24 protein-coding genes are annotated in these 24,231 nt (G+C 54.9%); 6 read left to right on the plus strand and 18 right to left on the minus strand.

What is annotated here, in order from left to right; genetic code table 11:
- Positions 1-11: 11 nt before the first annotated feature.
- From M0D42_RS09500 to M0D42_RS09530, 7 genes are all read right to left on the minus strand, one after another.
- Entirely contained in the window at positions 12-746 is a 735-nt protein-coding gene (locus M0D42_RS09500) for a prephenate dehydrogenase/arogenate dehydrogenase family protein (RefSeq protein WP_265018370.1), read from the minus strand.
- A gap of 188 nt (positions 747-934) precedes the next feature.
- A complete protein-coding gene (locus M0D42_RS09505) occupies positions 935-2,833 on the minus strand; it encodes an AsmA family protein (RefSeq protein ID WP_265018371.1) in 1,899 nt (632 codons plus the stop codon).
- A gap of 146 nt (positions 2,834-2,979) precedes the next feature.
- Complete coding sequence (locus M0D42_RS09510) at positions 2,980-3,351, minus strand: hypothetical protein (RefSeq protein WP_265018372.1); 372 nt, start codon at positions 3,349-3,351, stop codon at positions 2,980-2,982.
- 91 nt (positions 3,352-3,442) lie between these two features.
- Positions 3,443-3,700, minus strand: a complete 258-nt coding sequence (locus tag M0D42_RS09515) for a DUF6455 family protein (RefSeq protein WP_265018373.1) — start codon at positions 3,698-3,700, stop codon at positions 3,443-3,445.
- Between the two features lie 122 nt (positions 3,701-3,822).
- Positions 3,823-4,173: a YigZ family protein gene (locus M0D42_RS09520; protein WP_265018374.1), complete on the minus strand. Its 351-nt coding sequence runs from the start codon at positions 4,171-4,173 to the stop codon at positions 3,823-3,825.
- Positions 4,173-4,883 carry a M48 family metalloprotease gene (locus tag M0D42_RS09525; protein WP_265018375.1) on the minus strand — a complete coding sequence of 237 codons (711 nt, stop codon included), beginning with the start codon at positions 4,881-4,883 and terminating at the stop codon, positions 4,173-4,175. Before M0D42_RS09525 ends, M0D42_RS09520 begins: the two co-directional genes overlap by 1 nt.
- A 38-nt stretch (positions 4,884-4,921) precedes the next feature.
- Positions 4,922-5,641, minus strand: coding sequence for a M48 family metalloprotease (locus M0D42_RS09530; protein WP_265018376.1), 720 nt, complete (start codon positions 5,639-5,641; stop codon positions 4,922-4,924).
- A 147-nt stretch (positions 5,642-5,788) separates the two neighbouring features.
- Between M0D42_RS09530 and M0D42_RS09535 the strand changes: the two genes are divergently transcribed.
- The 3 genes from M0D42_RS09535 to M0D42_RS09545 all read left to right on the plus strand — a co-directional run bounded on the left by M0D42_RS09535 (position 5,789) and on the right by M0D42_RS09545 (position 7,415).
- Positions 5,789-6,028, plus strand: a complete 240-nt coding sequence (locus tag M0D42_RS09535) for a hypothetical protein (protein WP_265018377.1) — start codon at positions 5,789-5,791, stop codon at positions 6,026-6,028.
- Positions 6,029-6,138: 110 nt separating this feature from the next.
- A complete protein-coding gene (locus M0D42_RS09540; protein WP_265018378.1) occupies positions 6,139-6,717 on the plus strand; it encodes a nitroreductase family protein in 579 nt (192 codons plus the stop codon).
- Positions 6,702-7,415, plus strand: a complete 714-nt coding sequence (locus tag M0D42_RS09545) for an EI24 domain-containing protein (protein ID WP_265018379.1) — start codon at positions 6,702-6,704, stop codon at positions 7,413-7,415. Before M0D42_RS09540 ends, M0D42_RS09545 begins: the two co-directional genes overlap by 16 nt.
- A gap of 45 nt (positions 7,416-7,460) precedes the next feature.
- Here M0D42_RS09545 and M0D42_RS09550 read toward each other — a convergent pair whose 3' ends face one another.
- The gene (locus M0D42_RS09550; RefSeq protein WP_265018380.1) at positions 7,461-7,742 is read right to left on the minus strand and encodes a DUF1467 family protein; all 282 of its coding nucleotides are present in this window, start codon (positions 7,740-7,742) and stop codon (positions 7,461-7,463) included.
- A 93-nt stretch (positions 7,743-7,835) separates the two neighbouring features.
- Positions 7,836-8,240, minus strand: a complete 405-nt coding sequence (gene mce / locus M0D42_RS09555; protein WP_265018381.1) for a methylmalonyl-CoA epimerase — start codon at positions 8,238-8,240, stop codon at positions 7,836-7,838.
- A 150-nt stretch (positions 8,241-8,390) separates the two neighbouring features.
- Between mce and M0D42_RS09560 the strand changes: the two genes are divergently transcribed.
- Positions 8,391-9,101 carry a response regulator gene (locus tag M0D42_RS09560; protein ID WP_265018382.1) on the plus strand — a complete coding sequence of 237 codons (711 nt, stop codon included), beginning with the start codon at positions 8,391-8,393 and terminating at the stop codon, positions 9,099-9,101.
- Between the two features lie 3 nt (positions 9,102-9,104).
- Here the strand turns inward: M0D42_RS09560 and M0D42_RS09565 are convergent, their stop codons facing one another.
- The 3 genes from M0D42_RS09565 to aspS form a co-directional block, all read right to left on the minus strand.
- Positions 9,105-10,337, minus strand: coding sequence for a DUF1501 domain-containing protein (locus M0D42_RS09565; RefSeq protein WP_265018383.1), 1,233 nt, complete (start codon positions 10,335-10,337; stop codon positions 9,105-9,107).
- 11 nt (positions 10,338-10,348) lie between these two features.
- Positions 10,349-11,737, minus strand: a complete 1,389-nt coding sequence (locus tag M0D42_RS09570; protein ID WP_265018384.1) for a DUF1800 domain-containing protein — start codon at positions 11,735-11,737, stop codon at positions 10,349-10,351.
- A 144-nt stretch (positions 11,738-11,881) separates the two neighbouring features.
- Complete coding sequence (gene aspS / locus M0D42_RS09575; protein WP_265021134.1) at positions 11,882-13,663, minus strand: aspartate--tRNA ligase; 1,782 nt, start codon at positions 13,661-13,663, stop codon at positions 11,882-11,884.
- Positions 13,664-13,943: 280 nt separating this feature from the next.
- On the opposite strand from aspS, the gene M0D42_RS09580 reads away from it, so the two are divergent.
- A complete protein-coding gene (locus M0D42_RS09580) occupies positions 13,944-15,158 on the plus strand; it encodes an SAM-dependent methyltransferase (RefSeq protein ID WP_265018385.1) in 1,215 nt (404 codons plus the stop codon).
- Positions 15,159-15,160: 2 nt separating this feature from the next.
- Here the strand turns inward: M0D42_RS09580 and M0D42_RS09585 are convergent, their stop codons facing one another.
- Together M0D42_RS09585 and M0D42_RS09590 are read right to left on the minus strand one after the other, a co-directional pair.
- Entirely contained in the window at positions 15,161-15,796 is a 636-nt protein-coding gene (locus tag M0D42_RS09585) for an aminotransferase class IV family protein (protein WP_265018386.1), read from the minus strand.
- A complete protein-coding gene (locus tag M0D42_RS09590; RefSeq protein ID WP_265018387.1) occupies positions 15,751-16,872 on the minus strand; it encodes an aminodeoxychorismate synthase component I in 1,122 nt (373 codons plus the stop codon). Before M0D42_RS09590 ends, M0D42_RS09585 begins: the two co-directional genes overlap by 46 nt.
- Before the next feature lie 246 nt (positions 16,873-17,118).
- Between M0D42_RS09590 and carB the strand changes: the two genes are divergently transcribed.
- Positions 17,119-20,463 carry a carbamoyl-phosphate synthase large subunit gene (gene carB, locus M0D42_RS09595; protein WP_265018388.1) on the plus strand — a complete coding sequence of 1,115 codons (3,345 nt, stop codon included), beginning with the start codon at positions 17,119-17,121 and terminating at the stop codon, positions 20,461-20,463.
- Positions 20,464-20,469: 6 nt separating this feature from the next.
- Here carB and M0D42_RS09600 read toward each other — a convergent pair whose 3' ends face one another.
- From M0D42_RS09600 to M0D42_RS09615, 4 genes are all read right to left on the minus strand, one after another.
- The gene (locus M0D42_RS09600; protein ID WP_265018389.1) at positions 20,470-21,102 is read right to left on the minus strand and encodes a hypothetical protein; all 633 of its coding nucleotides are present in this window, start codon (positions 21,100-21,102) and stop codon (positions 20,470-20,472) included.
- Between the two features lie 51 nt (positions 21,103-21,153).
- A complete protein-coding gene (locus tag M0D42_RS09605) occupies positions 21,154-21,990 on the minus strand; it encodes a DMT family transporter (protein ID WP_265018390.1) in 837 nt (278 codons plus the stop codon).
- A 113-nt stretch (positions 21,991-22,103) separates the two neighbouring features.
- Entirely contained in the window at positions 22,104-23,747 is a 1,644-nt protein-coding gene (groL, locus tag M0D42_RS09610; protein WP_265018391.1) for a chaperonin GroEL, read from the minus strand.
- A 51-nt stretch (positions 23,748-23,798) separates the two neighbouring features.
- Entirely contained in the window at positions 23,799-24,086 is a 288-nt protein-coding gene (locus M0D42_RS09615) for a co-chaperone GroES (protein WP_265018392.1), read from the minus strand.
- Positions 24,087-24,231 lie beyond the last annotated feature (145 nt).

Here is a 24,231-nt window from a genome sequence, read left to right on the forward strand (position 1 = left end):
TTCTATCTGTGTCACATCCGTCGCAAATTTGTGTCCAACTGTGCGCGGACAATGTCAGCGCGGTGGAAGAAACTATCTCTTACTTCAGCAGCAAAAGGGTTTGCGTTTTCAATCGCATTTAGCACGGTTGGAGGATCATCTTTCACCATCTCAACGGCCTTTGCCATCAGCTCAAAACTCGCCGTTGTCATGCGGGTCGGTAATGGCCCCATCTCCGTTAAGACCTTTGCAATCAAGTGGGTCAGACCCTGCACCATGGCAGCCTCTCTATCGTGATCTTCTGGGTGGCAGGTGATGACGTTCAATCTCAGGCGCCGTTTCAGAAAAGCACGGATCACGCGCCAAGCCGCTCCGCGCACAGGGCAAAGGGACAACTTATGCCCAGCAATTCCATCCTGTGCGCTTTGGGGGCCGAATAATGGATGCGTCCCAACGATTTGCACATGTTCTGGCAGGCATTCAACCATATCTGAGATTGGTGCGAGTTTGACCGAGCCTACATCCACGACAACGGTGCCTTCTTTCAGAAACCCAGCAATGTCTTCACAAATTGAGCGGATTTCCTGTACAGGGACAGCCAAAATGATCACATCACATTGCGCCGCCTCAGCAAGGCTGACACCCCCAAGGACGGAAGTGTATGGATCGTGGATTTTCATCGCCACATGGTCTGAAAGCTCTTTGGCAATCAGCTGCCCGAAGCCTCCAAATCCAAACAATCCAACAGTTATCTCTTTCGCAAACATAATGTCGCCCTCTGGTCAAAGCCGCGAGCCGATGCGTTTAGATGTTTGGGAATATTGTGATCCACCGGCCAGCGGCGGTCACGTCAATTGCCCCGCCGTTATTTTGGCAGGGGATAATAAGTTACAAAGATGCTGATCATCCGTGTCATGGGCAGCTTGGTGCCACCCAAGACATGGATCGTCAAGACTTAGTTGCCACCAAAGAGTTTCAACAGCTGCTTGCCCGCTTCTTCTTCCAATTTCTTTTTTGCGGCATCTTCGAGTGATTGGCCCTCTTCCGCCGTTACCCCAAGCTTGTCAGCAACCGCCTGCTTGGCCTTCTCTTCCAGCTGTTTCTTCTCTTCTTCGAAGTTCTGGTTCACCACTGCTTCCAAGTCAGGCCAGATTTTAGGATCGGCCCATGGCCCTTTCACGCGCACAGGGATTGCAAGGCCGGTATCTGTGTCGTTTTTGATCTGTGGCGTGAACGTGTAGTCGATGTTCTGTGGTCCAAGCCCAACGGTGCCGGCCCCTTTGGCCTGCACATTTGGCAAGTCCATCAGCAAATCATTGTTGGTTAATATGCCCTCTGAGATCATCCAAGAGGCCGCCATATTGTCGAAGACGGTTGTGCCACCACTCGGTGTGCCGCGGAACAGTTGATCGAGATCGATGCCAGCAATGGTGCCGCGCCCAACCGTCATTTGCCCGTCCCCTTGCAGGGAGTTCATGATGCGATGCAGTGAGTTTCCTGATGCAAGAAAGCCGATCTGCGCGTCTGCCTTACCCGTAAAACGATCAATCTCGGCAAAGTCATTTAGCAGTTCTTTCAGCTCCATGCCTTCTACGTTGACCTTGCCTCCGACCGAAAGCCCATTGCGATTGTTCGCCACAAACTGACCCGTGATGACCCCATCATATCCATCCAGTCGCTGAAGCGTCGCGACCGCGCGCGCATTGTCGACATCAATAGTCATACGCGATGTCCCGAAGTTCAGCGTTCCGGTTGAGAGCGACTGCGCGCTCACCGTGATCGTGCCATCAAAGAGCGCCAACGCACTTGCATCGATCACATCTTTCGACCAATCGCTCTCGGTGGACTCTTGAGACGCTTCTGAATCAGGACCACCGGTGAAAGATTCCATATTCAGGTCGCCCGCCCTGATATTGGCTGTCACAACAGGTTTCGCCGCCAGATCGATATCCGCATCCGCGTCGAAGGCCGTGCCTGCAAGGCTGATCTTCCCGCCGCGCAGGCTGAAAAGCTGCGCTTTGGTCAATGTGATATCTCCTGCGAATTCCGTTGCTGGAACTCCTGCTGGTTCAAGACCCAGTGCAGCCATAAAGGCATCTGGATTTGGCAGCGAAGCTTTAGCGGCCCCCTGAATTTCGGGCACCATGGAGGCACGCCCCTCAAAATGCACTTCGTTCCCAGCAGCTTTGATATCACCAACCACCTGGCTGATGCCGCCATCAAGCAGGCTATTCAAATCAGCGATCTCTGCATCAACGGTCACAGTTTCAGAAGAAGGCTTCGCACTGATGCTCACGGTCGCTTCGCTTCCGCCCCACTCTAAAGATGCATCCACTTCCCTCAGAGCGACATCCAATCCCGCACCATCGAGATATTGAATTGTCGCATCCGACACTGTGAGCTTGTCGAGCGTGAAGCCTGCACCGGATGTCGCCTCAGAGGCCTCTGCCGCTGAGGTGTCTTCTGAACTTGGAAACAGATCCCAATTGGCATGCCCTCGCCCATCCTGTTCAAGTAAGATCTTTGGACTGACAAGTTCGATATTCTTGATCTCGATATTGCCCCTGATGAGCGCCATCAAATCCACACCGATCTTCGCGCCCTCAGCTTCAAACATCGGGCCCTTATCTGACCAATCCGCATTGCTAAGTGCAACTGCACCAGTCGAGACGCCAAGCGATGGATAAAGGCTGAACTTCACCTCTCCATCAAAGGTCAGATCTCGTCCCGTTTGCCCCTTTACTTGATCCGCTGCCAGCCCGGCGATTTTCTCACCGGGAAGCACAAACACCAAGCCGACAACGGTCAGCACAAGGATCACAATGACAGACAGTAAGATTTTGATGATCCGCATCACAAAGGCCTCTGAAACTTAAACACAGTATAGAGGTAAGCGGAGCCTCGGCAGGTCGCAAGCGCAAGTGCCTAAACCTAAGGATGAAATTGTCCGAAACTCGCAGGAATTGGCTCTGATTGACCGAAAAGCCATTGCTTTGGAATTCACTCAGGATAACGTTCGGCACATTGCGCCAAAGCTACCCCACGACGTCGCTCTTCCTCAGCCAGCCGCTTCTTCGCAGAGGCGAGTTTGCGCTGCTCCGCGTCTGGGTCAATCGCGACAGGTACCGTTTTCGTGACATATTCATTGCGCAGGCAGGTTTCGATATTGCCGCTGTTGGTGCAAAGCCCATAGCGAAATCGCGGGCTGACATCCTTTTGCAGAGCGTAGCCCCGCGCCAGATTGCCCTCGCTGGTGGCAATCGCTTGTTTCAGCGCGGTGATGTTGTTGTCCACGCGCGCTTCACATTCCTCGCGCGGTGTCGCGCAGGCGGCAAGGACAAGCAGCCCGGCCATCACATATGCATGTCTCATGGTGTCCCCTTTTATCAAACTGGGTTCAGTTACAGACGATGCATCCCCAGCACAGCATAACGCGAAGGGCGACTAAATGGGCGAATTTTTCTCAGTCGTTTGGATTTAAACGCTCAAAAAGTGCGTGATTTCGGCAGAAATCATAGGGTTCTGACATCTCACGCGCCAACGGCAGCGCCGCTTCGCAAGTGGATGACTTAGCGCAATCGGAGCACCTGAAGGAGGCTTCAACGATTTCCTCAGGAGAAATTTCCCCATCGATAACAGCCACTTCCAGATCATGCCCGAGTTTCTCGGCCATCATGTCAAAAAGGTAAATATGTCGTTTCAGATTCACATGTTTGGTCATAAACGTCTCCTTCTCCCGAAGGAAACTTACCAAGGGTTAGCAATTCGCCCTTTGATCTGGGTCAATCTGTGTGGTCGCAGGCCAGAGCGCGTGGGTGGCGCCTCGATGGCCTCAACTATGCGTCACGCACTCTCCAAATAGGCGTTCACGCAGTCCTGTACACGGCGAAACCGATCACCGCCAAGCTTGGTGCCACCATACCAACGGGTGACCACAATCATATGATCCTGAAGCTCAGCCCGCTCGAGCATACGCATAATCACCATACCGGCACCGCTTTCCCCATCATCGCCTTTGATCGGCGTGCCATCAGACAGGACCGCCGCCCAAGTGTTATGGGTCGCCTTGGCAAATTTTTTGTCTCGCTTGAGTTCCTTTAGAGCCGCATCAATCTCAGCGCGGTTCGTAACATCAAAGCCCGTCACAGCATATTTGCTGCCACGGTCGGTGACCACGTTCAAGATTTGACGCATCAGAAATTCGCCGCAGCTCTGCGCACAGTTGCTTTGCGCTCTGCATTCGGCGGGTGGCTGCCAAGGAAACGATCGCCAGGATCGGGAATCCGATCAAAAAAGGCTGCGCCCAAGACTGGATCATAGCCAGCATTATGGGTGATACGTGCACCTAAGGCATCTGCTTCCAGTTCATGCTCTTTGGAATAGGCGCGAGCACCGACTGTACCTCCAAGGTTTGTGCCTAAATCCACAGCGGATTGGCCTCCTCCCAGCAAAACAGCGAGGCCCCCGCCGACGACTGCACCCAGTGTAGCGGTCTGGCGCATCTCTCCCAGATGTCCAGCAATATGGTGTGCTGCTTCATGACCTAAGACGAATGCAAGCTCGTGATCATTCTGCATTTCCTTCAACAGAGCTGTGGTGAAGGTCAGCACCGGTCGGTTGTTGCGATCCAGAGATTGATAGGCATTAGACGGCTGTCGCGGGTCTGTATCCAGAACAATTTTGAAATCGCAATCCACGCCGCTGCGCACGCGATCTCGGCACGCTTGCTCTGCGACACCTTCCATGCGCGCAACCACCCGATTGAATCGCGTTACTGCAGGATCATTGGCACTGAGCGTCGCCGGCGCCGAAGTGGATGTCGCAACGGGTGCGCTCCCTGTGGTTTCCACACAGCCTGCTAAAAGAACGGATGCACATAGTCCGGCCAACGCTATAGATTTCATTCTGCTTCGCCCTGCTCACAAATCAGTTGTGGCAGATGTTACGATTGCGACGGCGAAATCACCAGAGTCCCCTCCGGCAATTTATTGCGCAATACGGCATCGCGCACGACCGCCCGTCGTTTGGCGTTAGGGGGATGAGTATTCAGCGCGTGATTTCCCGGATCAGGAATGCGATAGAAAAACTCGGCGTCCCGCAGGGCATCAAACCCTGCTTCACGCAGCATAATTGCACCCAAGGCATCCGCCTCCAACTCATACTCCTGCGCATAGAGACGTGAGCCAACCAACGCTCCAACACGCTGCGCCCGGCGCACTTCCTGGCGACTAGCGCCTTCCTGTGCCGCAGCTTCAGCCAAAACAGCGGCCGCCTCAGTTGCATCCACGCGCTGTTTAGCAAGGTGGTTCAGAATGTGGTGCGATGCCTCATGCGCCAAGATCAGCGCCAGCTCATCTTCGTTGCGCACCTCTTCCAAAAGGGCGCTGGTGACCAGTACGAAGGGACGACCGAATCCGTCGATTGACTGAAAGGCATTCGATGTCCCATCCGGAGCATCAGCAACATAAAGCCGGATATTGCAATTACGAACCAGCTCGGCGGTTTCACAAGTCTCCTGTACGACCGGTGCCAGGCGGTCCACAACCGAGACAAAGGAAAAGGCTCCATTCAAAGCCTCCGGTTCACGACTCGGCGGTTCAGCAACATCGCAGCCCATCAAAAGCGCGATAAGCCCGAATGTCATGTATTTCAGTCTGCGCATGTGATCACTCCCACTGATAGCTTAAACCTAATGCGCTGGTCACAAAAGCAAGCGTAGCAAAATGGCATTACAACTTCGTGTGACATTCCTTGAGACAATTCTAGGGCTCAGACTTGCGCTTTGCCCATTCTGAGGTAGGCTGATCTCATGTTCAGCATCGAGCACGAATTTGACTCCACCGTCGTTACACTTGTCGATGAAGGCACCGCCCATCTGCAAGAAGACATTTCAATCAACCTGTTTGAGGACTGCATCACAATAGAGCAGCTCGATCCACGCACAGAAACCGTGCAGAAGATCACGCTCTCCATTGCACAGGCCGAAGACCTTGCGGCAGCGCTTGATTTGCCCGAAGGTGTTTACCGGATCGCTCGCGAAGACGAGTGAGCACATAAAGAAATCCTGCCAAATCGCTCCAGTAGCTCGGAATTTTCAAAACCTCGGTTGAAATTTGATCAACTTAGGCAGACATGAGGAGCGACTGACAGGAGACCACTGTGCCCGAACGCAACGACGCAGCTTTAGACTTTTTTCTCACGCGCCGCTCCCGGCCCGCAAAAACCCTAACCACACCGGTTCCGAACCGTGAAGAACTTGCCCCAATTCTGGAAGCCGCATTGCGCACGCCAGATCATGGCAAACTGGAACCATGGCGTCTGGTTGTTTTGGAGAAAGCGGCTCTCGTGCGTCTGGGCGACCTGGCTGGTGAACGCGCCACCGCACTGGGGCTTGATGAGGTGCAAACCGAAAAAGGGCGCAATCAATTTGACAACGGCGCGCTTGCGGTTGCCGTGATCGAAAGCCCTGTCGACAGCCCCAAAGTACCCGTGATCGAGCAAACCTATTCAGCAGGTGCAGTCTGCCTCGCACTACTCAACGCTGCCCTGGCCTCTGGCTGGGGTGCGAATTGGTTGACGGGCTGGCCAAGCCACGACCGTGAATTTTTGGAAAAAGGCTTTGGACTCGCGAAACATGAACGTATCGCGGGGATCATACACATCGGCACGGAAAAATTCGCCCCGCCAGAACGCCCACGCCCGAACCAAGAGGAAAAGGTCACATGGCAATCGGAGTGATTTTCTCTTCTTTCTTCAAAGCATTGAACCAGATGTGGGATCCACGGTTTCGCAAGGTTTTTTGGCGTGGGATTGGGCTGACGTTTGCCTTGCTGGTGGGCATTTACATTCTTTTCGTGAGCTTCCTTTTTTGGGTTGGACTTCCCGATCTGATTTCCAGCTGGTTTGACGAAGAGGTCTGGGCGGGAAGTGTTGTCGGCGTGGGGTCTTTTGTTCTCATGATGATTGCCTCAGTCTTTCTGATGGTGCCTGTCGCCTCCGCCATCACATCGATGTTTCTTGATCAGGTCGCAGATGCGGTGGAGGACAAACATTATCCTTCTCTGCCAGAAGCGCCATCTGTGCCGCTCCTGGAAGCCATGAAAGACACGGTGAGCTTTCTCGGCATTCTGATCATCGCCAATATTTTTGCGTTGCTGATCTATTTTGGTCTGCCACCACTTGCACCCTTTGTGTTCTGGGGCCTCAATGGTTTCCTGCTGGGCCGAGAATATTTCACACTTGTTGCAATGCGTCGTGTAGGTCGGACTGGCGCGAAAGAACTGCGACGTCAGCATTTCGCGACAATCTGGGCCGCTGGCGTTCTTATGGCCGTACCGCTTTCAATCCCGCTCGTGAACCTATTGGTCCCAATCCTGGGCGCGGCGACATTTACCCATGTCTACCATCGACTAAGGCGCGGCGAGCAAATCGCCTAGTACCAAAAAACAAAGCCGCCTCTGAGTTTCAGGGCGGCTTTTTCACTATTCGCTTCCGACCGGTGGCAAGCGGTCCATCCAGTCAAAATCTCTGACCTCGATGATCCCCTGCGTAATGATCCAAAAGAGGATCGCCCAGATTACAGCAGCGACGCCTGTCGTGATCCAGGCTTTCTTTTTCAGGTAATGATGCTCTGGCGCACCCGCCTGCGTGCCCGGCACAATCTCGCCAACATCCCCCTGCGTTTGCAGGCGTATTGGGATGACAACCAAAAAGGTCATGAACCAGCAGACGGCATACATAACAATCGCGGATGTGATGGACATGGGTGCTCCTTCAGATTGCCTGACTACCTAAATCGCCAAAGCCGCCCGGACAAGGGCGGCTTCGTTCAATTCTTGCTGCTAAGCTGCGGCCAATTAGACCTGCTCTAACTCCACGAGGCAGCCGTTGAAGTCCTTCGGGTGCAGGAAGAGCACAGGTTTGCCATGCGCACCGATCTTTGGTTCGCCAGTGCCCAGAACGCGTGCACCGGTTTCTTTCAAATGGTCCCGGGCTGCCAGAATGTCTTCGACTTCGTAACAAACGTGGTGAATGCCACCAGAAGGGTTCTTGTCGAGGAAGCCTTGAATGGGGCTGTTTTCACCCAGAGGGTAAAGCAACTCTATTTTCGTGTTTGGCAGTTCGATGAAGATCACCGTCACACCGTGATCGGGTTCATCCTGCGGATCGCCGACTTTTGCGCCCAGCGCGTTACGGTATTGGTCCGCGGCGGCTTCCAGATCAGGAACAGCAATTGCAACGTGGTTCAATCGGCCAATCATTGGCGTCTCCTCAGAGTTTTTTAAGTGCGAACCTTATGGGGGAGCGTTTTCCACATGACAAGCGACAGGCCGTCGCGGCCTTAACGCCTTGTTATCCATATGCCGCATAACGTTGGGTCTCATTGCTGCTCAACTCAAGGAACATAGACGATGGAGGAATTCCACAATGTAATGGCAACCCCAACCGCGACGCGCCCCTTGATGGGGTTGACGGTTTTGGCGGTGGAGGACAGTCGATTTGCCAGCGACGCTTTGCGCCTCATCTGCTTGAAAAGCGGTGCACGCATTCGCCGCGCAGATTGCGTGGCATCAGCTCGTAGACATCTGCGTGTCTATCGTCCTTCGGTCGCGGTGGTTGATCTGGGATTACCAGATGGATCAGGGCTCGACCTTATTCGAGACCTCAATCGCGCAACACCACGAGTGGATGTACTACTTGCGATTTCTGGCGATACACATCTCTGCCACGCCGCCCGCGCCGCTGGGGCTGACCGATTTTTGGAAAAGCCCCTAACTTCAGTTGCCGCATTCCAAGACGCCGTACTTGGTGTCTTACCAAAAGACCGCTCTCCCAATGGGCCAAGGTCCATACCAACCGGGTCGATTTGCCCTGATCCCATCGCATTTGCAGACGATCTCGCCCATGCTTCCGATGTGCTGGGACAGGCACAGGATGAAAAGACCATCGCATATGTTGCGCAATTCCTCTCGGGCGTGGCGCGTTGCGCAGAGGACAGAGGATTGATCCGCGCCACGGATGAGTTGATTTCCACTATCCATAGAGGCAACCCCAATCATGTTTTGCTCTCTCGTGTCGCGGGCTTGGTTCAAGACCGCTTGAGCAAACGCGAGGCCGTTTAGGCTTCAGAGCAATAACCCAGGGGATGCCCCCATATCCAGACCACCAAAGACGCCGCTTTCCAGAGCTGACTGTGGTACTCCGAAACTATCGTGCATCGCCCACGCCGCCCAAGCGCGCACATCGCTTGTCGGCATTAAATCGCGCCCCTGATAGAGCTCGCTGTCGGCCAAGCCCGGCCAGCCCCCGAAGACGCGTCCGCCTCTGACCGCACCTCCAGCCATGATCATGGTGCCGCCTGTGCCATGATCTGTGCCCTTTGTGCCATTCTCGCGCACCGTGCGGCCAAATTCGGTCATGCAGAGGATGGTGGTCTTATCCCACACCTTTTTTCCGAGTTCCTGTTTTATGCGCAATATGGTCTCGCTTAGCCGCGAAAGAGGGGCGTTCAAGGCCCGCTGCTGGTTGGCATGAGTGTCCCAGCCTGAAATCGAGAAAGAGGCGATCCGACTTTCACCCCGCAACTGTTCCGCAGCGAAATCAGCAATTTTTAGATGTGTTTTGCCTTTACGCGCCTCCTGCGCATCCGCCATCATCTCATCCATCATGCCTTGCTCAGACATGTCAAAGGTCACTGAATCCCCATCTGAACCCGCCAATGCAATTGCCTGCGCCATGGCAGCCCCCATGTCCGGATCGCTCTGCATCATAAGCTCCAGCAAGCGCATTCCTTGCGAACTCAGGGTCAGGTCCACTTCTGGCGACCAGTTGGAGACAGACGCGTCCCCTGTCAAAAGCAGCATGTCTTCGCGCCCGATGGCAAATGCCGTACGCTCCACAGCGCCGGGTAGATACGGCAGAAGCCGGTTCAGCCACCCGGTGCGTCGCCCCAAGGGTGCAAGATCGACCGTACCGGCCTCCAAAATATCCTGCCCATCGAAATGACTGCGTTTGTCGCGATAAGGTGTCGATGTGGCTTGCACAAAGCCAAGGTCGCCCGCCTGCCACAGCGGAAGAAGGTGTTTCAATCCTGCATGGACGCCATGGAAATCAGTGATCTGCAGCGCATTGTTCTGTTCCTTTGCGAGATTAGGCCGCATCTCAGCAAATGCGCGATCCCCCCAAGGTCGCAAGACATCGATCCCATCCATGCCTCCACGCAAAATGATCACAATCAGTCTGCGATCACCGGGAGCAGACGCCAAGCTGACGGGAGTCATCAGCGGGCTGGCGGCGGCAGAGCACCCCAATACGGAGGACCACCCTAGAAACTTGCGACGAGAAAGCCGTTCAGTCATGTCCTTCCCTCCTATTGCCGCTGGAAGGCTGGCGAGGTCAGCACCAAAGCGATACCTTCCCAGCGGTTCTCGGCGGCTTCCGCCACAAAGGCGACGTCCCTGGGCAAACGCTCGCCCAGCGCTGCGCGCGCAAACTCCCTCGGATCGGGTAAATTCCGCCGCAGCGCCCGCGGAGCGGCCAACGCCCATTGCAGGCGCGCGGCCATGAATTGTGGCGTGATCCAATGGGTGTTTTCTTCCGGCCAGCCATCCGGGCCGTTCGGCGCCTCCCAGGGCTGCCCCATGATTTGCATCGGAATATAGAGAATGTTTCTCAGATCCTTTTCACGTGTCCGGCTGAGAGTACTTTCTCCGACATCTAGCGCGCGCAGAGCTGTCGCCATAAAATCGTAAGGGCGTTTAACTTTCACTGCATCGGAATGCCAACTGGCGGGGTGATTAAGCAAAGCAGCATAAACCGCCATAAGGTCCCCATCTGTATCGCGATAGGCCGCTTCGAGCGCTGCAACGACTGACGCATCCGGGTGATCCGATAGGAAATGACGAGCAAGTTTTTCTGAAATATGCCGCGCTGTCGCTGGGTGCCGGGCCAAGTTACTCAGCACGTCTTTGATATTGTCGAGCGAAGCTTGAACCGCATATTCCTCACCCAATACGGTCTCAGCTCCAGGTTCTGAGATGGCTGATCTGAAGGTGAAAAGCAGCTCTTTATCAATGCTCAGGCCAGTGAAGAGTTCCGCCAATTGCCGAACGTCTTTCTGTGTATAGCCCGCAGACACTCCAAGCGTGTGCAGTTCCAGAACTTCACGCGCGAGATTTTCATTTAGGCCACGCACCCTGCCCCGATCTGCCGCGCGTTTGGCGACTTTGCTGTTAGGCCCGGCAGACTGCGCCTGATCCAGATAGGTCAGCATCAAAGGATGCATGATCGCAGCAATTAGGAGGTCTTCGAATTTACCGCTGATGTTTGGGCGAATGGCCTCTTCCACGTATGGCCCTGTTGCCCGTTTCGCGAGCGCGCTTTTGCCACGGGCGGTGAAGTGATCCTGCCAGAAAAACGTAAGTCGTTCGCGAAATCCGGTTTCTGTGTGAATACGCCGAAGAAAGGCGTTGCGAAACATATCGCCGTAGACGCGCCGCGCATCTCGCGCGATGGCCTTCCGTGCCTGATTATAGACTTCCTGGTCCGGCTTGCCGCGGTTGCGCCGAAACATCTTTCGAGCCTGATTGAAATCGCGAATTCGTAGGCGGTAGTCATTGTAAGGCTCGACCGGGAACTGGCGCGCCATTTCATCCACAGCTGTCAAACCACTTAGCATCACGCCAATGCTGTTTGGCGCAACCGCCCGCTGGGACAGGCCGGTTCCAAAGCGTATTTCGGCAAGAGTCGGATCAAACATGGCGGTCTCTGCAGTGGTTTAAGCCAAATATAAGCTCTTAAACGTTGCCTGCGAGAATTTCCGTCGTCATTTTTTCTAGAAGCAATGATCCGCGCATAAAAAAGGGGGCCAAAGCCCCCTTAAATTCATCTTGTTTTGAACCGCTTAGTCCTGTGGGATTACCCGCAGGCCCAGTTCCATCAGCTGATCGCTCTGTGGATCACTTGGCGCATTCATCATCAGGTCTTCCGCGCGCTGGTTCATTGGGAACATCATGACTTCGCGGATGTTCTGCTGATCAGCGAGCAGCATGACGATGCGGTCAACACCTGCCGCACAGCCCGCGTGTGGAGGCGCGCCATATTGGAAGGCGTTCACAAGCGCTCCAAAGCGCTTTTCAACTTCTTCCTTGCCGTAGCCTGCAATTTCAAAGGCTTTGAACATGATCTCTGGCTTGTGGTTCCGCACCGCGCCGGACACGAGCTCATAACCGTTACACGCCAGGTCATACTGATAGCCTTTGACCTCCAGAGGATCGCCGTTCAGCGCGTCCATTCCGCCTTGCGGCATGGAGAATGGGTTGTGTTCAAAGTCGATCTTGCCGCTTTCTTCGTCCTGCTCGTAGATCGGGAAGTCCACAATCCAGGCAAAGGCAAAACGATCTTTGTCGATCAGACCCAGCTCTTCGCCGATCACGTCACGCGCACGACCCGCAACCTTTTCAAAGGCTTTTGGCTTGCCGCCCAGGAAGAAGGCCGCATCGCCCACGCCCAGACCCAATTGCTGACGGATGGCTTCGGTGCGCTCTGGGCCAATATTTTTCGCCAGTGGGCCAGCAGCTTCGATGCCCTCGCCCTGATCGCGCCAGAAGATATAGCCCATACCTGGCAGACCTTCGCCTTGGGCAAATTTGTTCATGCGGTCGCAGAACTTACGGGAACCACCGGTCGGCGCTGGGATCGCGCGGATTTGGGTACCCTCTTGCTCCAGCAGCTTCGCAAAGATCGCAAAACCGGACCCAGCGAAGTGTTCGGACACAACCTGCATCTCAATCGGGTTACGCAGGTCTGGCTTATCAGAGCCATACTTCAGCGCCGCGTCTTTGTAGGAAATCTGTGGCCATTCGTTTGGTGCGTCGACCTTGCGACCACCACCGAATTCTTCAAACACACCCGCCAGTACCGGCGCGATCGTGTCGAAAACGTCCTGCTGCTCTACAAAGCTCATTTCCATGTCGAGCTGGTAGAAGTCAGTTGGGGAGCGATCCGCACGCGGGTCTTCGTCACGGAAACAAGGCGCGATCTGGAAGTATTTATCAAAGCCCGCCACCATCATCAGCTGTTTGAACTGCTGAGGCGCCTGTGGCAGGGCGTAGAATTTGCCCGGATGCAGACGGGATGGCACGAGGAAGTCACGCGCACCTTCTGGGGAAGAGGCTGTGATGATCGGCGTTTGATACTCGCGGAAGTTCAGATCCCACATGCGTTTGCGCATGGACATCACAACGTCAGAGCGCAGCTTCATGTTTTCCTGCATCTGCTCACGACGCAGGTCGAGGAAACGGTACTTCAGGCGGGTTTCTTCCGGGTATTCCTGATCGCCAAAGACCATCAGCGGCAGCTCTTCGGATTTGCCCAGAACTTCCAGATCGCGGATGAAGACTTCGACTTCACCGGTTGGCAGATTTGGGTTCACTAGGCTTTCGTCCCGCGCCAGCACGTTGCCGTCGATGCGGATACACCATTCAGAACGCACTTTTTCCAGTTCAGAGAATACCGGGCTATCGCCATCTGCGATCACCTGAGTAACTCCGTAATGGTCGCGCAGATCGATGAAAAGAACGCCGCCGTGATCTCGGACACGGTGAACCCAGCCAGCCAGACGCACGGTCTCACCTACGTTGGATTTGGTCAGCGCTGCGCAGTTGTGGCTGCGGTATGCATGCATGGTATCTGCCATTCTTCGGGGCCTTTCATCGGGCATGTCTCGGGGCGCCCCCAAAAACGGGGTGAATGCGCGCAAAATCGGTCTGGGGTGATACACCTTTTGTAGGCCGGGAAGTCAAGCGGTGTGAGGTGCCATTTGCAGAAAACCGCACCCCTGTTGCGGCGAATTTCACCCGAAATTTCTCCCTAAAGGCGAAAAACTTTACAAAACAGCCGTTCTTCTTGCAGAATTTAATGGGGGAGAGCCAGCGCTGCCTGCTGGCGACAGTATGGGGGAAGGTATGTGGACGACCTTATTCCTAAGGATGATGCGCCAGCTGATAAAGCGTGGTGCGCTTGAGATCACGATGCCAGATGGATCAGTTGAGCGCTTTGGAAGTGGCGATCTGATCCGCTTAAAATTGACGGACCCAACGCTGCCACGCCGCATTGTACTGAGCCCGGAGCTGGCGGTGGGTGAAGGCTATATGGATGGAACTTTGGTTATCGAGGGTGACGATCTTTATGGGCTGCTCACCCTAGGCATTCGAAATTTCTCATTGGGTCAGGGACACGGGCTGGAACGGCATATCGGCCCTTGGTTAAGGCGTTTTCAACAATTCAATCCGGTGGGGCGCGCGAAAGACAATGTGGCACATCACTATGACTTGTCAGGAAAACTCTATGACCTCTTCCTAGATGAGGACAAACAGTATAGCTGCGCCTATTTCATTGATCCGACCATGACGTTGGAGGCCGCGCAGATCGCCAAGAAGCGTCACATCGCTGACAAGCTACTGATTGAGCCCGATATGCGCGTTTTGGATATAGGCTGTGGTTGGGGAGGTATGGCGCTGACCTTAGCGCAGGAATATGGCGCTCAGGTCACAGGGGTCACTCTCTCAGAAGAGCAACATGCCTTAGCCACTCAGCGTGTGAAAGATGCGGGGTTGGAAGATCGCATCGACATTCGCCTGCAGGACTACCGGGAACTGGATAAGCGGTTTGATCGCATTGTGTCTGTAGGCATGTTTGAACACGTCGGCGTGCCGCATTACCGGGAGTATTTCGATCACGTCCGCAAAAAACTACGCGGGGATGGCGTGGCGCTCATCCACACCATTGGTCGTGCAGCCCCACCCAGCCGCACCAGCCCGTGGGTGAACAAATACATCTTCCCCGGTGGCTATGTCCCTGCGATGTCAGAGGCGTTGAAAGCGATTGAAAAGGAACGACTTTGGGTGACAGATGTCGAGGTCTGGCGGCTGCACTATGCGGAAACGCTGAAACACTGGCATGATCGCTTTATGGATCGCGTCGATGAGGCCAAGGAGCTTTATGATGAGCGGTTTTGTCGTATGTGGCGGTTCTATCTGGTGGCCAGCGAATTGACTTTCCGACTGCACCGTCAATGCGTGTTCCAGTTCCAGCTGACGCGAAAGCAGGAAAGCGTTCCTTTGACGCGGGACTATCTTTATAAAAGCGAACCCCAGCGCCAACGCACCGCTGCTCAATGAGATTAGGCCAGAGTGACCGGGATCAGTCCGCGCAGCGAGTTGCCCATGTGAATGGCTTTGGCGGAGTACAGCATGTCGAGCGTGACGAGCGCCTCTTTGCATTGCCCGCTCTCAAGTAATTCCTCACGCAAAATACCTGGCAACAGTCCGCAGTCAGTCGGCGGGGTCACCTGAGTTCCGTCCGCGAGAGTGACAAAGATATTGGTGATCGTTCCTTCGCAAACTTGATTGTTTTCATTGAGAAAAAGAGATTCATCAATCCCGCCAGGAAGGTCTGCGCGCACGGTATCATAGAGCTCCCGGCGTGTTGTTTTGTGTTGCAACCATGGATCGCCAGAGAAAAGGCGCTGGTCTGAAATAGACACTGCCCAACTCTTTGGCGTCGCAGCCACGATCGCAGCAGTGAATTCAAAACCGTCAGCACCCAGCGTTAACCGACAGCGCAGCGGCTGTGACCCATCCGCGCTCAGGCACCTGCGGGCCGCCGCTGCATCGAACCCAAATCCCATTTGGCCAGCGGACTTCGCCATACGCGCAAGATGCCGTTCCAGACGGGCGTATCCGGCATCAGGCGTCCAGCCGAAGGTTTCGATCAGTCGCGTTCCTGCTGGAACGCTGCCGCGTAGCGTGCTTTCCAAAGCGCTTCCTCATATTCAGACGGGCCAGTGCTGTCCCAAACGACACCGCCACCGACGTTCAATGTCGCCTTGCCATCTTCGACCAGCAACGTACGGATCGCCACATTGAAATCGCTGCGCCCATCGGGTGCTGCCCAACCAATGGTGCCGCAATAAATATCGCGTGCCTCAGGTTCTAGATCATTCAGGATTTCCATGGCCCGCACCTTTGGCGCACCGGTAATAGACCCACAGGGAAATAGGGCTTCAAAGACGTCACCGAGGCTGACACCTTCGCGTAGTTTTGCACGCACAAGCGAAACCATCTGATGCACGGTTGCATAGCTCTCGACTTTGAAGAGCTCAGGCACATGAACCGACCCAAGTTCGGCAACCCTGCTGATGTCATTGCGCAGAAGGTCAACGATCATCAGGTTCTCAGCCCGGTTCTTTTCGTCAGCCTGAAGGAAGGCCACACGCTGTGCATCTTCTTCAGGATCTTCAGATCGTGGCTGCGTGCCTTTCATGGGCCGTGTTTCAATCACGCCTGCGCTCGTCGTGCGGAAAAACAGCTCCGGCGACCGGCTGAGAAGATCAGGCAGCCCCTCCTGCAAGACCATGGCCCCCTGCCCGACCGGCTGACGCGTGGACAAAGCTGCATAAAGCGCTTCGGGACTGCCTTCATACTCTGCATCCATCGGAAAGGTCAGATTGGCCTGATAGATGTCGCCGGCTCCGATATAGGCATTCACCTGATCAAAGGCTCGCTGATAGCGCAGCTCATCCCATCGGGGTTTAGGATCGCTGAGCTTCACTGCCCTATGCGTGAGCGCCTTTAGTCCCGGAGCAGCATAGGTGCCAAAACAAATAAGCGGCAAACGGCGCTTCTCAGGCATACGGTGCGCAAGTTTCGGCTCTAAAGCATAGCCAAGCTCATAGGTCGCATAACCCGCAAGCCATTTACCATCTGCACGCGCCTTATCCATCGCAGCAAAAGCTGCAGGCACCTCATCGGCGGTCTGAGCGACAATCACGTCCTCAGGCGCATCAAACCATGTGCCTGCCCCCAATGGCCCCTGATCAAACCGAATCTGCAAGCTTTAGCCCTTCTCACGTGATCTGCCTGATATAACGCCCTTGCCCCGCCCGCACAGCCCTGAAATCGACAGGATTCACCCTAAGGTCGCACATTGTGTTAAAGGAAGTCGCGCGTGGTTTGTGAGCTGCGTCGAGATACCGGTCGGATTTATCCGAATCCCTCTTGAACCTTGGCCGTCGATTTGTATAACCCACGACAATTTGCGCACACGGTGGTTCTGCTCCACCCTTACCCGAGGTCTGCCATGCCAAAAAGAACCGACATCTCCTCCATCATGATTATCGGCGCTGGTCCTATTGTGATCGGCCAAGCCTGCGAGTTTGACTACTCCGGCGCACAGGCTTGTAAAGCGCTGCGCGAAGAAGGCTATCGCGTCATTCTGGTGAACTCCAACCCAGCGACGATCATGACCGACCCGGAATTGGCGGACGCGACCTACATCGAACCGATCACACCTGAGGTGGTCGCGAAAATCATAGAGAAAGAACGCCCCGATGCACTGCTACCAACCATGGGTGGCCAGACGGGTCTGAACACGTCTCTTGCCTTGGAAGAAATGGGTGTTCTGGACAAGTTCAACGTCGAGATGATCGGCGCGAAACGTGACGCGATTGAAATGGCAGAAGATCGCAAACTGTTCCGCGAAGCGATGGATCGTCTGGGCATTGAAAACCCACGTGCGTCCATCGTGACAGCACCAAAGAAAGAAAACGGCGAAGACGATCTGGACGAAGGCATTCGCCTGGCGCTGGAAGAGCTGGAAGACATCGGTCTGCCAGCGATCATCCGCCCGGCCTTCACCATGGGCGGCACCGGCGGTGGTGTGGCCTATAACCGCGAAGACTACATCCACTTCTGCCGCACCGGCATGGATGCCTCTCCGGTGAACCAGATCCTCGTCGATGAAAGCCTGCTGGGCTGGAAAGAATACGAGATGGAAGTGGTCCGCGACAAAGCGGATAACGCCATCATCGTCTGTTCCATCGAAAACGTGGACCCAATGGGTGTACACACCGGTGACTCCATCACCGTGGCCCCTGCTCTCACATTGACCGACAAAGAATACCAGATCATGCGGAACCATTCGGTGAATGTTCTGCGCGAAATCGGCGTAGAAACTGGCGGTTCCAACGTGCAGTGGGCCGTGAATCCGGTTGATGGCCGTATGGTTGTGATCGAGATGAACCCACGGGTGTCTCGCTCTTCCGCGCTGGCCTCCAAGGCAACCGGCTTCCCGATCGCGAAGATCGCGGCGAAACTGGCAGTTGGCTATACACTCGATGAGCTCGACAACGACATCACCAAAGTGACCCCGGCGTCGTTCGAACCAACCATCGACTATGTTGTGACAAAAATCCCGAAATTTGCTTTCGAGAAATTCCCGGGTTCTGAGCCATACCTGACCACCGCGATGAAATCCGTGGGTGAGGCCATGTCCATCGGCCGCACAATCCACGAATCCATGCAGAAGGCTCTGTCTTCGATGGAATCCGGCCTGACCGGATTTGACGAGATCGAAATCGAAGGTGCGCCAGAAAAGCCCGCCATCGTGCGTGCCTTGTCTCAGCAAACACCGGACCGCCTACGCGTCATCGCGCAAGCGATGCGTCACGGGTTGACCAACGAAGAAATCCAGAACGTGACCATGTTTGATCCATGGTTCCTGGATCGCATCCGCGAAATCATCGACGCCGAAGAAGACGTTCGCAAGAACGGCTTGCCTGTCGAAGAACACGCGCTGCGCCATCTTAAAATGCTCGGCTTCTCCGATGCGCGTCTCGCCAAGCTCACCGGCCGTGACGAAGACAACGTGCGTCGAGCGCGTGTGAACCTCGGAGTCACAGCTGTCTTCAAACGCATCGACACCTGTGCTGCGGAATTCGAAGCGCAGACCCCTTACATGTACTCCACCTACGAAAAGCCAGTCTTTGACGAAGTGGAATGCGAGGCACGCCCATCTGATCGCAAGAAAGTGGTCATTCTGGGTGGCGGTCCAAACCGGATCGGCCAAGGTATCGAATTTGACTACTGCTGCTGCCATGCTTGCTATGCGCTGACAGATGCCGGTTACGAGACCATCATGGTCAACTGTAACCCTGAAACAGTGTCCACCGACTACGACACCTCTGATCGTCTCTATTTTGAGCCTCTGACCTTCGAACACGTGATGGAAATCCTGCGTGTGGAACAGGAAAACGGTACCCTGCACGGTGTGATCGTTCAATTCGGCGGTCAGACCCCGCTGAAACTGGCGAACGCACTGGAAGATGCAGGCATTCCGATCCTCGGCACCACACCTGACGCGATTGACCTTGCAGAAGACCGTGAGCGTTTCCAGGCGCTGGTGAACGAGCTGGGCCTGAAGCAGCCGAACAACGGCATCGCATCAGCCGACGCAGAAGCGCTTGAAATTGCGGAACAAATCGGTTTCCCACTGGTTATTCGCCCATCTTATGTTTTGGGTGGCCGCGCGATGGAAATCGTCCGTGATATGCCTCAGTTGGAGCGCTACATCTCTGAAGCGGTTGTGGTCTCCGGCGACAGCCCGGTTCTGCTGGATAGCTACCTTGATGGTGCAACGGAACTGGACGTGGATGCGCTTTGTGACGGTGAAAACGTCCACATTGCAGGCATCATGCAGCACATCGAAGAAGCTGGTGTCCACTCCGGTGACTCCGCTTGTTCCCTGCCGCCATACAGCCTGTCTGCAGAACTGATTGAAGAGATCAAACGTCAGACCGTGGCGCTCGCAAAAGCGCTGCACGTCAAAGGTCTGATGAACGTTCAGTTCGCAACCAAAGGCAACGAAGTTTACCTCATTGAGGTAAACCCACGGGCCTCCCGGACCGTGCCGTTTGTTGCGAAAGCAACGGACAGCGCGATTGCATCTATTGCAGCACGCCTGATGGCGGGTGAGCCTTTGTCCAACTTCCCTCTGCGTCCACCGTATGAGGAAGGCGCTGACATCAGCCAACCACAGCCGATTGCAGACCAGATGACCCTGGCCGATCCAATGATGCCTTGGTTCTCTGTGAAAGAGGCCGTCATGCCGTTCAACCGCTTCCCGGGTGTGGACACCATCCTAGGCCCAGAAATGCGCTCTACCGGCGAAGTCATGGGTTGGGATCGCGACTTCGCAACCGCCTTCCTCAAGGCACAGATGGGCGCAGGTATGAAGCTGCCAAGCGAAGGCAAAGTCTTCGTTTCCATTAAAGACGCAGACAAAACGGAGCTGATGCTGGAAGCGGCGAAATTGCTGACAGGTCTTGGCTTCTCAATCGTTGCAACCTCTGGCACGGCCACTTGGCTGGCAGATCAGGGCGTGGAATGCGAGCGCGTGAACAAGGTTTACGAAGGTCGTCCAAACATCGTCGACATGCTGAAAGATGGTCAAATCACCCTCGTGATGAACACCACAGAAGGCGCGCAGGCGGTTGAAGACAGCCGCGAAATCCGCGCGGTGGCTCTGAATGATAAGATCCCTTACTTCACCACCGCAGCCGGATCTCACTCAGCGGCTCTGGCGATCCAAGCACAGATCACTGGCGACATTGAAGTCCGCAGCCTGCAGGGTCTGACAGCAGCCTAAATGGCCTCACGGGTGATACCCGTAGACCAGAAACAAAATTGGCACCGGCGCCACAGCGAGCGCCGATGCCACACAAAACCAAAGCGGTGAATAAAGCCGGCTCATCCCCGCAAAAAGCGCAATGCCGCCTCCTCCTCCAAGCACCGCATTCCCCGGCATATTGAATAAAATCGCAATCGCCAGGTATTTGTTTTTCAAAAGAAATGGCAGAAGCCGGCCGGGTGCATTCTGCGCAAGGAACGCCCTGCGCTCAGCGCCAGACATCGTCTCGGCCTGGCGTACCATCACGGCTGCGCGCTTTAGCCTCAGGGCAACAAAAAGCTTTCTCAGCGTGTCCTTTGGCAAAAGGTGCCCCGCTGCAAAAGCGAGCCAAAGCGCGGCGACCATGCATGCGTAAACCAAAACGGCTATGCGAGCACCAAATACCATCATCAGGGCAAAGCCAATCTCTGCTCCCGGTATGAAGGGGATTGCCGAGGTCACCAAATAGATGCCCGCGACTGTCATTGTCATGGCGCCATATGGCGCGCTTGTTTCTCCGGGGACATCGAGCCACATGGGCAGATATTGCCCAAGCAGAAAACCTCCACCCAGCAGCAGCGCATATCCTGCAACTGCCCATATCAAACGCCATGACATTTGATGATCATAGCGAAGGACAGTTCAAATAAGGGGAATATTTTGTGACAGCTATTTGCGCAGTATGGCCAGACCGACACCACCGAGGACAAGGATCGATGAAATTCCAAACTGCAGAGTGACCGCCTCAGACAAAAAAGCAACGCCGCCCAATGTTGCAATCACCGGGACAGTAAGCTGCGCGACGGCTGCCCTTGTCGCGCCTAGGGTCGGCAATATGCGGTACCAGAGCGCATAGCCAAGCCCTGATGTCACAGCCCCTGAAAGGATCGCCAAGGCTACCCCATTCGCTGTGTAAGCATCTGTATTTACAGGCAGGATTAGCAGCATAACGAGCCCAACCGGGGCTGCAAAGATGAAATTCAGCGCCGTGGCCTGCACCGGATCTTTCGCCCCGCGTCCTGCCAGCGAATAGACACCCCAACCAATCCCCGCGATCAACATAGCTGACATCGCTAAGAACGGCGTCTGAACACCGGGCTGGGGCCAAAGCATCCAACAAAGCCCCAGAAAGGCAAAGCCAGTGCCAGCCCAGCGGGTCATTGGGATGACCTCACGCCCCAAAACCGCAGCTCCAAACATTGTGACCTGCACCATACCAAACAGCAAAAGCGCCCCGACACCGGAGGGCAAAACACGATAAGCCAGCGAGAACCCAAAGAGATAAACCAACAGGGACACCACTCCGGCTGGGTTTCGCAATGCGCTGACCTCAAAGGATTTGCGCTGCCAGAGCATCAAAGCCGCCAACAGCAAGGCGCCTGCCAGCAGCCGAACAACAGCAAACACAAACGCATCCATACCGCCATCCACAATCGCCATACGATTGAGAACCGAGTTGGCCGCAAAGGCCACCATGGTCAGCGCTGTCAGTGCAATTAAACGCATCGCCTGCTCTTCTCTTTGCCTAAATACCTTCGCCGAAGGCGTCCCACTCTCATAACAAAAAAGGGCCGTGCCAAAAGGCACGACCCTCAATTCTCACACGAATGTGCGGCTGATTACATCATGCCGCCCATGCCGCCCATGCCGCCCATGTCAGGCATTGCAGGTGCGCCACCGTCTTTCGCTGGCTTGTCAGCAATCATCGCTTCTGTTGTGATCAACAGACCTGCGATGGATGCAGCATCTTCCAGTGCAGTACGTGTCACTTTCGCTGGGTCGATCACACCGAAGGAGAACATATCGCCATATTCTTCGGTCTGAGCGTTGAAACCAAATGAAGTGTCTGCGCTCTCGCGGATTTTGCCCGCAACAACAGCACCGTCAACACCGGAGTTCTCAGCGATCTGACGCAGAGGCGCTTCGATTGCCTTTGCAACGATCTTGATACCTGCGTTCTGGTCAGCGTTTGCGCCTTCCAGAGCTGCCAGTGCTTTACCAGCCTGAACCAGAGCAACACCACCACCAACGATAACACCTTCTTGAACCGCTGCGCGGGTCGCGTTCAGGGCATCGTCAACGCGGTCTTTGCGTTCTTTCACTTCAACTTCGGTCATGCCGCCAACGCGGATCACAGCAACACCGCCTGCCAGTTTGGCAACACGCTCTTGCAGTTTTTCACGATCGTAGTCGGAAGTGGTTTCTTCGATCTGAGTACGGATCTGAGCAACACGTGCTTCGATCTCTGCTTTGTTGCCAGCGCCATCAACGACGGTTGTTTCGTCTTTGGTGATCTCAACTTTCTTCGCGGTGCCCAGCATGTCCATGGTTACGGACTCAAGCTTCATGCCAAGATCTTCAGAGATAACTTGGCCGCCTGTCAGGATCGCGATGTCTTGCAGCATTGCTTTACGACGGTCGCCGAAGCCAGGTGCTTTCACTGCTGCGATTTTCAGACCGCCGCGCAGTTTGTTTACAACCAGAGTTGCCAGCGCTTCACCTTCAACATCTTCTGCGATGATCAAGAGAGGCTTCTGAGACTGGATCACCTGCTCGAGCAGTGGAACCATTGGCTGCAGGGAAGAAAGTTTCTTCTCGTGCAGCAGGATCATGCAGTCTTCCAGGTCTGCAATCATCTTGTCTGGGTTGGTTACGAAGTATGGGGACAGGTAGCCGCGGTCGAACTGCATGCCTTCAACAACGTCTGTTTCTGTTTCCAGACCTTTGTTTTCTTCAACGGTGATAACACCTTCGTTGCCAACCTTCTGCATCGCGTCCGCGATTTGCTGACCGATTTCTGCTTCGCCGTTCGCAGAGATTGTGCCAACCTGTGCAACTTCTGCAGAATCTTTAACGTCGCGTGCAGATGCCTTGATGCCTTCAACAACTTTTGCAGTCGCCAGGTCGATGCCGCGCTTCAGGTCCATTGGGTTCAGGCCAGCTGCAACCTGCTTCAGACCTTCACGAACGATCGCTTGCGCCAGAACAGTCGCGGTTGTTGTGCCGTCGCCTGCTTCGTCGTTGGTGCGAGAAGCAACTTCTTTCACCATCTGTGCGCCCATGTTCTCGAACTTGTCTTCCAGTTCGATTTCCTTCGCAACAGAGACACCGTCTTTGGTGATGCGTGGTGCGCCGAAGGATTTGTCCAGCACAACGTTACGGCCTTTTGGGCCCAGAGTAACTTTTACAGCGTCTGCCAGTACGTTCACGCCGCGCAGCATCGCGTTACGTGCATCGGTATCAAATTTGACGTCTTTTGCCATCTTGATAGCTCCTAAATTCTATATGTTGGTTTGATGTTCAGGGTCTGCGACTTAGGACAGGATGCCCATGATGTCGGACTCTTTCATGATCAGCAGCTCTTCACCGTCGATGGTGATTTCAGTGCCGGACCATTTGCCGAACAGAACCTTGTCGCCTGCGGAAACAGACGGTGCGATCAGCTCGCCGCTGTCTTTGCGTGCGCCTTCGCCTACGGAAATGATTTCGCCTTCAGAAGGCTTTTCTTTTGCGGAATCTGGAATGATCAGGCCGCCAGCTGTTTTCTCTTCGCTTTCGGTGCGACGAACCAGCACGCGGTCATGCAGTGGTGTAAATGCCATGGTTAGGTTTCCCTACTTTAGTTTCTCCCTCACTCCGAGCGGAGCGATTAGCACTCCCAGTCGGCGAGTGCTAACAGCGGAATAGCTAGGCATGTCTTAAGACGGAGTCAACAAGGTCAGCAAAATTTTCTGATGGCTTTTTGAG

The organism is Cognatishimia activa (genome assembly GCF_026016445.1).
Classification (GTDB): domain Bacteria; phylum Pseudomonadota; class Alphaproteobacteria; order Rhodobacterales; family Rhodobacteraceae; genus Cognatishimia; species Cognatishimia activa_B.